Genomic DNA, 11259 nt, shown 5'->3' on the forward strand with positions numbered 1-11259 from the left:
CATGGTTGATTGAACCACCCCAACGCTGCCAGGATGGGCTCCCCCGAGCACTCGTAGGAGCCTCATGCGCGTCATCTCTGTCGAGTCGACCGAGCTCTTCGTCGGGACGGAGGACCAGCCGCACCAGGTGGTCGCCGTGGAGGTCGGGCACGACTCGGGCCGGACGGTCCGGCTGAGCGTGGAAGGCCCCGGCGTCCGCGCCGTCGGGCAGAACGTCGTCACCGTGGGCGAGGACGGCACCGCACGCGCCGAGATACCCGTGACCACGGACGGACTCGCCGTCGGCGACCACCGGGAGATCACCGTCACAGCCGCCGACGGAGAGCTGGTGGCCCACCGGACCGGCGGGTTCACGGTCGCTGAGCCCGGCTGGACCATGTTCATGGTCAGCCACTTCCACTACGACCCCGTCTGGTGGAACACCCAGGCCGCCTACACCGAGACCTGGGACGTGGCCGACGACCCGGCCGTGACGGGCCTGCCCGCGCGGACCTTCGACTCGCGCGGCCAGTCCGGCATGAGTCTCGTCCGCGCCCACTGCGATCTGGCCCGGCGCGATCCGGCGTACACCTTCGTGCTCGCCGAGGTCGACTACCTCAAGCCCTACTGGGACGCCTTCCCCGAGGAGCGGGCCTTCCTGCGGCAGCTCATCCGCACCGGCCGGGTCGAGATCATGGGCGGCACCTACAACGAGCCCAACACCAACCTCACCGGCGCCGAGGCGACCGTGCGCAACGCGCTGTACGGCGACGGCTTCCAGCGCGGGATCATGGGGGCCGCGCCCGAGACCGCCTGGCAGCTGGACGCCTTCGGGCACGATCCGCAGTTCCCGGGGCTGATGGCCGACGCGGGGGTCACGTCGAGTTCGTGGGCGCGCGGCCCCTTCCACCAGTGGGGGCCGACCCTGTCGGTGTTCGGCGAGGAGCCGCGCGATCCGCGACGGATGCAGTTCCCGGCGGAGTTCAGCTGGATCGCCCCGAGCGGGCGGGGCCTGCTGACCGCGTACATGGTCAACCACTACGGCGCCGGCTGGGCCATCGACAACGCGCCCACGCTCCCCGAGGCGGAGGCGGCCGCGCTCAAGCTCTTCCGGGGGCTGAAGAAGGTCGCGCTCACCCGGAACGTCCTGCTGCCGGTCGGCGGCGACTACGCGCCGCCGTGCCGCTGGGTGATGGGCATCCACCGCGACTGGAACGAGCGGTACGTCTGGCCCCGCTTCGTCAGCGGCATCCCCCGGGACTTCTTCGCCGCCGTCCGCGCCGAGCTGGAGCGGGAGGGGCGCACGGCCTCCCCGCAGACCCGGGACATGAACCCCGTCTACACCGGCAAGGACGTCTCCTACATCGACACCAAGCAGGCCCAGCGGTACGGCGAGGCGCTGCTCGCCGACGCCGAGGCCTGGGCGACCCTCGCCTGCCTGACCACCGGGCACCCCTATCCGGACGCGGCCCTCGACAAGGCCTGGCGACAGTTGATCTACGGCGCGCACCACGACGCCATCACCGGCTCCGAGTCGGACCAGGTGTACATCGATCTGCTCACCGGCTGGCGGGAGTTGTACGACCTGGCGGAGGAGGTGCACGCCGACGCCACCCAGGCGCTCGCGGACCGGGTCGCGCCGCTGCCGGACGCCGGAGCCGACCTGGTCGTCTTCAACTCCGCGACCTGGCGGCGGGGGGACGTGCTGACCGTCGCCGACCCCGGCGGGATCCCGCTCGACCACACCGGACTGCCGCTGCCCGCCGTGTCCGAGGACGGCGAACTGAGGGTCGTCGTGCCGGAGGTGCCCGGCATGGGCCTCAAGGCGCTCGCACTGGCGGACGGTTCGGTGCCCGGCTGGACGGCCGGCGAGGGGACGACGATCCGCAACGAGTTCTACGAGGTGACCGTCGACCCCGCCCGGGGCGGCGGTGTCAGCTCGCTGCGCGCGCTCGCCGGGGCCGGGGGCGGCCGGGAGCTGCTGCGGTCCGGGGACATCGGCAACGAGCTGGTGGTGCAGGAGGAGTACCCGAGGCACCCGCGCTTCGGCGAGGGCCCCTGGCATCTCACCCCGACCGGCACCACCGCCGCCCGCAGCCGGGACGTGACGGCTGACATCGATGTCGAACACTCGTCGGCGGGCTCACGCATCACCGTCCGCGCCGACCTGGGCCTTTTCCGGTACACCCAGCGGCTCACCCTCTGGGCGGGGGTGGACCGGCTGGACGTGACGACGACCGTCGACGGCTATGGCGGCGCCGACCGGCTGATCCGGGTGCGCTGGCCCTCGGACGTGCGTGGCGGGCTGCCGGTGCACGAGGTCGCTGACGCGGTCGTCGGACGTGGCTTCGGCTTCGTGGAGGTGGACAGCGAGCGGTTCCCGTGGACGCTCGACAACCCGGCCAACACCTGGTTCGGCCTCGGCTCCACGGCCCGCGTCGCCGTCCACGACGACACCGGCGCCCTGCTCGGCCACCGGTCGATCGGCGTCGCCGAACTGGTCTTCGGCGACTGGGACATCGCCGGTGAACTGGGTACCCCGCTCGCCGCCGCCCTGGTCCGCACCGGCGTCACGGCCACCTCGACGATCGCGGGCGGACCCCGCTACGGCGATCTGGAGGTCGACTCCAACCTGCCCGACATCCGTGTCGCCGTGGGCGGCCCGGAACGCAACGCCCTGGTCGCCGAGGTCCTCGGCTGGGACCCGGCGGCGGCCCGCGAACTGCGCCGCCAACTCGCCGAGGACGGTCTGGCGGCGGTGTGGGTGGCGCCCCGCGCCTCCCTGCGCGAGGAGTGGGTGCCCGGCGCCGACCTGCGCGACCTGGAGCGGCTGCCGCTGCTCGTGGTGGCGGGCGCCCGCCCCGAGGACGACGCGAAGGCCGTGGACGCGCTGATCGCCGACCTCGACGACGCGACCGTCCGGGCCACCGCGGCCGGGGGCGGCGAGGCGCTGCCGCCCGGCGACGCCTGGGACGGACGGGGCTTCGCGATCCTGAACCGGGGCACCCCGGGCTGTGTCGTCACCTCCGGCGGCGACCTCTGCGTGTCGCTGATGCGCTCCTGCACCGGCTGGCCCTCCGGCGTCTGGGTCGACCCGCCCCGCCGCACCGCGCCCGACGGTTCCGGCTTCCAGCTCCAGCGCTGGTCGCACACCTTCGAGTACGCGGTCGTCGCGGGCGAGGGCGACTGGCGCGAGCTGGGCTGGCCGCGCGCGGGGCACGCCTTCAACCATCCGCTCACGGGACGGTTGCGGACGCCCGAACATCCGCTCACGGCACGGCTGCGGGAACCCGCCGGGACGTCGGCGAATCTGCCGAGGACCGCGACACTGCTGGCGCTCGAGCCCGAGGGACGAGTGGTGCTGGACGCCTTCAAGCCGGCCGGGTCGCCGCTGGCCCGGGGCGGCTCGGACCCCGTGGACCCGGCGCGCGAGGTCGTCGTACGGGCGCACGAGGTGGACGGGCGGCCGGTGCGGGCACGGGTGACGGGGCCGTCGGCATGGGCCGAGGGCCGCCGGGCGGACGTCCTGGAGCGGGCCGGTGAGGCGCTGGCCCCCGGCGCGGACGGGGCGTTGGAGCTGGACCTCACGGGGTTCGAGGTGGCCACCGTACTGGCCTCGCCGGTCGCCGCCGCTCCGCCCCTACGGTCCGGCGGGCCCACCGACGACGCCGCGCGCGACGGCGGCCCCACCGCGCGGCCCTCGCCGTCCTGCGGGCTCCCGGCCGAGGGCGCCGGTGTCGCCGCGCACGAACCCGCCCAGCCCGTGCACACCCGGTACTGGCTGCACAACTCCGGTCCGGCGCCCCGGGGGAACATGCCCGTGGCCGTCTATCTCTCGCCGTCCGCGCTGACCGCCGACGGCCCGGTCACGGCGACGGTCCGGATCTCCTCCGAACTGACCGACGCGCCGGTCTCGGGCACGGTCGCCCTGGAGGTGCCGCCCGGCTGGAGCGCCGAGCCCGCGGAACTGCCGTACGCGCTCGGCGCCGGCGGCTTCTCGCTCACCGAGGTCACCGTGACGCCCCCGCGGGACCCGGTGCCCGGCCGCTACGCGCTCGCCGCGCGGCTGGTCCACGGCGGGCAGACGTTCGAGGACGTGGTCGCCCTGGACGTGCCCGGCGCGGCGGTGGAGGGCGAGCCGGACGGGCGGACCGGGCCAGGTCTGGTGATGGAGCTGGGCGTCGACCGGGTCGAGGTGCGCCGGGGCGAGCGGGTGCGGGTGCCGGTGCGGCTGCGGAACACCACCCGGGGGCCGGTCGGCGGAGCGCTCTGGGCCCTGTCGTCGTGGGGGACATGGGCGGGCGTCGCACCGGGCCTCCAGGGCTTCGCCGTGGCCGCCGGGGAGAGCGCCGAGTGTCTGATCGAGATCGACGGCTCGGCGGTGCCTCCGGGTTCGTACTGGCTGATGGCGAAGGCCGGGTGGCACGGCCGCGTGGCCTACACGGAGGCGGTCGTCCTGGAGGTGGGGCCGTGAACGGACGGACGGCACACGGCGGCACGGGACCGGACCGCCCCTCCTCGCCTCGCGGGCGCCCGGCCCCCGGCGAGCACGGGCGGCGCCAGGGGTCGGCGCCGTCGGACGGACCCGCGCCGCACGGCGACCGCTCGGCGGCGCACGGCCATGGGACGGACGGCGCGCCCGCCGCGCTCGTCGGCGGTGAGCCAGTCGCCAGGGAGCGCGTGGAGGCGGTGCTGGCGGTCGTGCCCGCGCGGGACCGGGAGGTCCGGCCGGAGGGGCGGGCGCGGGCGGAGCGGCAGCGCAGACGGTGGGCCACGCAGGTGGCCGTCGCCGACGAGCTGGCCCGGCGGGCGTGCGCCGCGCGCGGGCTCGCCCCGCCGCCCGACGAGTCCCCGGCCCGCCCGCTCGCGGTGTCCGGGACCGAGGTCGCCGACCTGGGCAGCATCATCGCGGTGGCGCTCGCCCACTCCCCCGCCGCGCGCACCCTGCTGGCGGCGCTGGAGGCCGAGCAGAGGGTGCCGGAGAAGGCCGTACGGGGCTACTACGACCGCAATCCGGACCGCTTCCTCACCTCGGAGGCGCTGCGGCGCGGTGTGGACCCGTACGACGGGGCGGTGCCGGGCGACTTCCTGCCGTACGACGAGGTCCACGAGGACGTCGTACGGGAGTTGCGGCGGGCCATGGGCCGACAGGCCTTCTTCGACTGGCTGGACCGGGCGCGGGCCGAAGTGGAGTACACCCCGGGGCACGAGCACCCCGGTGACCCCTCGCACCCCGACCACGAGCACCGGCACTGACGCGCGGCCCGGGCTCCGGCGCGGGACCGGCACCGGAGACCCGGTGCGCGACTCGGAACCGAAAAGCAACACGGCCAGGCATTGACCTCCGATGAATTCTGGTCCACCTTTTCATCAATCAGAGTCCAAGTTGGTGATTTGAACCAGCAACTCGATCCAGCAGCTGACTGATCGCAGGAGGCACCATGCGCGCGAGAAGACTGACCGGATGCGTGGCGGGCGTCATCGCCCTCACCCTGACCGCCGCCGGCTGCGGCCTGTCGGGCGGCGGTTCCGACAGCGGGGACGCCACGGCCGGCGGCTGCGAGGTCGACCAGGGCAACGTCGGCTCCGGGAAGCTCACCGGAGACGTCAAGGGCACGATCACCTTCCAGACGACCAACCTGAAGAAAGACTTCGGCGGCTACTTCAACGGCGTCATCAAGGCCTTCGAACAGGCCCATCCGGACACCACCGTGAAGTGGGTCGACGACCCGGGCGACGCCACGTTCACCCAGCGCCTGGTCGCGGACGCGCAGGGCTGCACACTGCCGGACGTGGTGAACATCAACGTCAACACCGCGATCGCGCTCACCAAGAACGGCTACCTGCTCGACCTGGACAAGAAGGCCCCCGACGCGGGCGAGCCGTTCGTGCCCAACCTGTGGAAGTCGAGCAGGTACGCCGACTCCGCCGGCGCCGAGGTGCACAGCGTGCTCCCCTGGTACTCCGGCGGCATCGTGCAGACCTTCAACACCGAACTGATGAAGAAGGCCGGCCTCGATCCGGCGAAACCTCCGACGACCGTGCTCGGTCTGTTCGAGGACGCGCAGAAGATAGCCGAGGTCTCGGACGGCAAGTACTACGCCTTCCTCGCCAACCCGCAGCTGCGCATCCCCGCCGACTGGCAGCAGATGGACATCAAGATCCTCTCCTCCGACGGCAAGAAGTTCACCTTCGCCGACGACCCGAAGACTGCCCGGTGGGTCGAGGCGATGACCAAGCTCTACAAGGCCGGCGGCATGCCCAGGGACTCGCTCTCCTCCACCCAGGACCCGGCCAACGTCTACGGCCAGGGCAAGCTGGTCTACGGCCCGACGAACCCCAACTTCCTGCGCTTCATCCAGCAGAACAACCCGAGCGTCTACGGGAAGACGGGTGTCGCCCGCTTCATGCTGGACGACCTCGGCCACACCGTCGGCGCCCCGCAGTACATCGGTGTCGCGTCCACCAGCAAGAACGCGGCGACCGCGCTGTCCTTCGCGCAGTTCCTGACCAACGCGAAGAACCAGCTGGAGTGGGCGAAGGACCCGAACGTGGTGATCTTCCCCTCCACCACCGCCTCCCTGGACGACCCGTTCTTCCAGTCGGTCGAGGGCGACGACCCGTTCGCCGAGGCCCGCAAGATCGTCGCGAGCGACCGCAAGACCTCCACGGCCGACGAGATCGCCCTGACACCCGGTGAGCTGAACGCCATCACGGCTCAGATCCAGCTGGCCATGCAGGGCAAGAAGAGCGCCCAGGACGCCCTGGACGAGGCCCAGAAGAAGGCCAACGAGCTGATCGAGCAGGGCAGCTGAGTATGACCACCCTCTCTCCCCCCACCGAGGGACCGGGGGTCGCGGTCTCCGCCCGTGACCCCCGCCCCGGGCAACCGACCGGCCCGCGCCGCCTGTTGCGGGCCCTCAGGCCGGGCCCCGGCGCCGACGCGGGCGGCGCCGCGCTGTACCGCCGCTGGTGGCTGCCGTGGCTGTGGATGTCACCGGCGATCATCGGCATCACCGTCTTCGGTCTGTACCCGTTCCTGAACACGCTCCTGCTGTCGTTCACCGACGCCAAACCGCTCGGCGGCGCCGCCTCGTTCGTGGGCCTGGACAACTACACCCGGATGCTGGGCGACTCCGACTTCTGGCTCGCCACCCGCAACAGCGTGCTGTACGCGCTGATCGTGGTCCCGCTGATGGTGCTGCTGCCGCTGATGCTGGCCGTGCTGGTGGAGAAGAACCTGCCCGGCATCGGCTTCTTCCGCTCCGCCTTCTACACGCCGGTCCTCGCCTCCAGCGTGGTCGTGGGGCTCAGCTGGCAGTGGCTGCTCAGCGATCAGGGCCTGGTCAACACTTGGCTGCAGAAAGCCCACATCATCCGGTCGGCGATCCCGTTCCTCTCCGACTCGTGGCTGATCCTGCTGTGCGCGATGGGGCTCACCCTGTGGAAGGGCCTCGGCTGGTACATGATCTTCTACCTGGCCGCGCTGGGAAACGTGCCCAAGGAACTGCACGAGGCAGCCGCCGTGGACGGCGCGGGCGCGGTCCGCCGCTTCTGGCACATCACCGTGCCGGGCGTGCGCACCTCGATGATGCTGGTCGGCACCCTCACGGGCATCGGCTCGCTGCGCGTGTTCACGGAGATCTACATGCTCGGCGGCGCGACCGGCGGACCCGGCGGCGCCGACCGCACCCTCCCCTTCTACATCCGGGACGTCGCCCTCGACCCGCTCACCGGGAACGCCGGCTACGGCTCGGCGGTCAGCGTCGCCCTCTTCGTACTCACCCTGGGTCTCACGCTGCTCGCACAGCGACTGACGAAGGAGGACGAGTCGTGACCACCGCCGTGAAGGAGACGGCCACGGCCCCGCTCCCGGCCCGGCGGCGGCTGATGCCGCGCTGGCGGGACTACGGCCGCCCCCGCGAACTCGTCGTCCGCTACCTGCTGTTGCTCTTCGTGCTCGGCATCACCGTCGGCCCGCTGCTGTGGCAGTTGCTGTCGTCGCTGAAGGGCGTCGGCGAGGACGTGTTCGGCGAGAACGCCTCCCTCTTCCCCCACGACCCGACGCTGCGCGCCTACCGCGAGGTGTTCGCGCAGGTCCCGGTCTGGACGTACATCCGCAACAGCCTGGTGGTCGTGGCGCTCTCCGTCACCAGCCAGCTGGTCTTCTCCACGCTCGCCGGCTACATGCTCTCCAAGCCGAGCTGGAAGGGACGCAAGCTGGTCTGGGTGCTGCTGATGGCGTCCATGATGTTCCCCTTCGAGTCGATCATGGTGTCGCTGTTCATGAGCGTCCGTGACCTCGGTCTGGTCGACAGCCTGGTGGGGGTCTGGCTGCCCGGCTTCGTCGCCGCCATCAACGTCCTGATCATGCGCGCCGCGTTCCTCGCCGTGCCGCGCGAGGTCGAGGACGCGGCGATGCTGGACGGGGCGGGCGAGTGGAAGCGGTTCCGGTATCTCTATCTGCCGTCCGCGTGGGGCGCGATCCTGGTCGTCACCATCAACACGTTCATCAGCGCCTGGGACGACTTCCTGTGGCCGCTGATCGTGCTGCGCACCGAGGACCACTTCACCCTGACGCTCGGCCTGTCCCGCCTCACCTCCTCGTCCTTCGGCTACGACCAGCGGATGGTGATGGCGGGCTCGGTGATCTCCGTGATCCCGGTACTGGTGCTGTTCGTGATCACCCAGCGGTGGTTCTACAAGGGCGTGTCCTCCGGCGCCGTCAAGCTCTGAGGTCCACCACCACGGGTACGGCGTCCAGCGCCTCCCGCGCGGACCGCGCGACCCGGATCTCCACGGCGTCGGTCCCGGTGGGCACGTCGAACGCCAGGGAGACCGTACGGCGCTCGCCCGGCGCCAGGCCGACACCCTCGAACGCGCACAGTTCGAGGGTGCGCGGCCAACTGCGGGTGATGAGCCTGCGGAGGTACACCTGCACGACCGAACGCCCGTACCGGCCCCCGGTGTTGGTGACGTCCACCTCGACCGTGCGCCCCGCGACCCGGGGCGCACCGTGGTCGAAGGTCGTGTACGACAGCCCGTGCCCGAAGGAGTACGCCGGCTCGGCGCTCTCGTCGACGTAGCCGCCGTACTCGGTGTCCTTGTGGTTGTAGTGGACGGGGAGCTGGGCGGCCGAGCGCGGGACGGAGACCGGGAGCCGGCCGAGGGGCTCGGCGAGTCCGAGGAGCACCTCGGCGACGGCCTCGCCGCCCCACGGGCCCGGGTACCAGGCGGTGAGCAGTGCCGCCGCGGGGGTGTCGGGCACCACGTGCGGACGGCCCTGCATCAGGACGACAGCGGTGGGCGTGCCCGTCGCCACCACGGCGTCCAGCAGGGCCTCCTGCGCCGCGCCGAGCCGTAGTCCCGCCAGGTCGACACCCTCGCCGCACGTCATCTCCGACACCACGGTCCGCGCGGCGCCGTTGGCGTCGAACCGCGTGCCGGGCGTGCGGGCGCTGCTGCCGCCCAGCACGAGCACGGCCAGGTCGGCCGCGGCGGCCTCGTCGACCGCGGCCGGGACGCCGGTGCGGTCGGCGCCGGTGAGGGCCGCGCCCTCCGCGTGACGTATGTCCGTACCGGGCGGGGCGAGGCGGCGCAGGGCGTCGAGGACGCTCGTGCCGGTGCCGGGGCGCTGCGGGGCGGTGTAGTCGCCGAGGTGGTGGCCGGTGGTGGCGGCGTGCGGGCCGAGCACGGCGACACGGCGTACCGAGGGGCCGATGGGCAGGGTGTCGGCCGGGTTGCGCAGGAGGGTGACGCAGGCGCGGGCGAGGTCGGTGCTGTGCGCGCGTCCGGCGTGCTCGGGGAGCGACGCCCGGCGGGTGCGGGGATGCTCGAACAGGCCCAGGCGGAACTTCAGGCGCAGGACGCGGGCGACGGCGGCGTCCAGGGCGGCCTCCCCCACCAGGCCGCGCTCGACGGCCTCCTCCAGATGCGTGAAGCCCTCGTCCCAGAGGCTGAGGTCGACGCCCGCGTCCAGGGCGAGGGCGCCGGCGGAGACCTTGTCGCCGGTGATGCGGGCCAGGCGGTCGACGGCGAGGCCGTCGGCCATGACCAGGCCGTCGAAGCCCCAGTCCTCGCGGAGCAGTCCGGTGAGGAGGGCGCGGTTGCCGGAGCAGGGCATCCCGTCGACCTCGTTGTAGGCGGCCATGACGGCGGCGGCGCCCGCGCGGACTCCGGCACGGGCGGCCGGGAGGTGGATCTCGTGCAGTTCGCGGGGGCCGAGCTCGGACTCCGCGGAGTTCCGGCCGCCGACGGTGGCGCCCTGGCCGGCGAAGTGCTTGAGGACGACGGGGGCGCGGTCGGGCGCGAAGTGGTCTCCGGAACCCTGCATGCCCCGGACGAGCGCCTCCGTCAGGCGGGCCGCGAGGTAGGGGTCCTCGGCGAAGCATTCCTCGGTGCGGCCCCAGCGCGGGTCCCGGGCCATGTCGAGCGCCGAGACGAGGGCCACGTGGCCGCCACGGGCGCGGAGTTCGGCGGCGGCGTGCGCGGCGGCCCGCTCGTAGCGGTCGGGGTCCCAGGTGGCGCCGACGGCCAGGTTGACGGGCAGGACCGTGCCGTCGAGGGCCATGTGGCCGTGCGGGACCTCCTCGACGAAGAGGGCGGGGATCCCCAGCCGGCTGCGCTCCAGGACGTGGCGCTGCACCAGGTCGGCCAGGTCGGCGCTGTCCTCGGCGCCGGGCCCGTCGCCGTGACCGACGCCGGACCAGGCGTCGGCCCGCATCAGACCGTAGAGCGCGCCGAGACCCGCGAAGCGCTCGGTCTCGGCGGTCAGGGCCTCGGTGAGTTCGAAGTCCCCGCCCCGGGTACGGCGGTAGGCGTCCCAGCCGTACATCCGCTGGTTGAGCTGCCCGACCTTCTCGCGCCGGGTCATCCGGGAGAGAAGGTCGGCGACCCTCGTGTCGACGGGGGCGGCCGGGTCGAGGTAGGGCGGCTGCGCGGGGGCGGTGGCCGGGGCGACCGGCAGGTCCTGAGGGGGCATGAATCGTCCTTGTCGGCGAGGGAGGAACTGAGCGGCCGGGGCGGCCGAACGGCCGGGAGCTGAGCGGTGGAGGGAGCCGATCGGCCGGGGGCGTGAGCGGCCGGAGGGGGACGGGCGTCGGGATGGGGGACTGCTGACCGCTGCCGGTCAGTCGCCGGTGCCGTGGGCTAGGTGTTCTGTCCACGGAGGTTGGTGACGGCGATCACTGGAGAGTGATCTTGAACGAGTGAGGGCCTTCCGGGTTCGGTGTGGATTGCGACATCTCCACCGAACGACGAAAGGCCCTCGTGCCCCACCGT

Annotated in this window: 6 protein-coding genes; 5 read left to right on the forward strand and 1 reads right to left on the reverse strand. The window is 72.8% G+C overall.

Annotation, left to right across the window (positions count from 1 at the left end; translation table 11 throughout):
* Positions 1-64: 64 nt before the first annotated feature.
* From RM704_RS32240 to RM704_RS32260, 5 genes are all read left to right on the forward strand, one after another.
* On the forward strand, positions 65-4453 hold the full coding sequence (locus tag RM704_RS32240) for a glycoside hydrolase family 38 N-terminal domain-containing protein (RefSeq protein ID WP_033530850.1): 4389 nt from the start codon (positions 65-67) through the stop codon (positions 4451-4453).
* A gap of 206 nt (positions 4454-4659) precedes the next feature.
* Positions 4660-5235, forward strand: coding sequence for a peptidyl-prolyl cis-trans isomerase (locus tag RM704_RS32245; protein ID WP_311591618.1), 576 nt, complete (start codon positions 4660-4662; stop codon positions 5233-5235).
* Positions 5236-5420: 185 nt separating this feature from the next.
* Complete coding sequence (locus RM704_RS32250; RefSeq protein ID WP_033532027.1) at positions 5421-6794, forward strand: extracellular solute-binding protein; 1374 nt, start codon at positions 5421-5423, stop codon at positions 6792-6794.
* Positions 6795-6796: 2 nt separating this feature from the next.
* A complete protein-coding gene (locus tag RM704_RS32255) occupies positions 6797-7816 on the forward strand; it encodes a carbohydrate ABC transporter permease (RefSeq protein ID WP_033532026.1) in 1020 nt (339 codons plus the stop codon).
* 53 nt (positions 7817-7869) lie between these two features.
* Positions 7870-8715 carry a carbohydrate ABC transporter permease gene (locus RM704_RS32260; protein ID WP_107072445.1) on the forward strand — a complete coding sequence of 282 codons (846 nt, stop codon included), beginning with the start codon at positions 7870-7872 and terminating at the stop codon, positions 8713-8715.
* Here the strand turns inward: RM704_RS32260 and RM704_RS32265 are convergent.
* Positions 8705-10960, reverse strand: a complete 2256-nt coding sequence (locus tag RM704_RS32265) for a glycoside hydrolase family 3 N-terminal domain-containing protein (protein ID WP_052146521.1) — start codon at positions 10958-10960, stop codon at positions 8705-8707. The two genes, RM704_RS32260 and RM704_RS32265, sit on opposite strands and share 11 nt — an antisense overlap.
* Positions 10961-11259 lie beyond the last annotated feature (299 nt).

Source organism: Streptomyces gottesmaniae (assembly GCF_031845845.1).
GTDB classification, from domain to species: Bacteria; Actinomycetota; Actinomycetes; order Streptomycetales; family Streptomycetaceae; genus Streptomyces; species Streptomyces akebiae.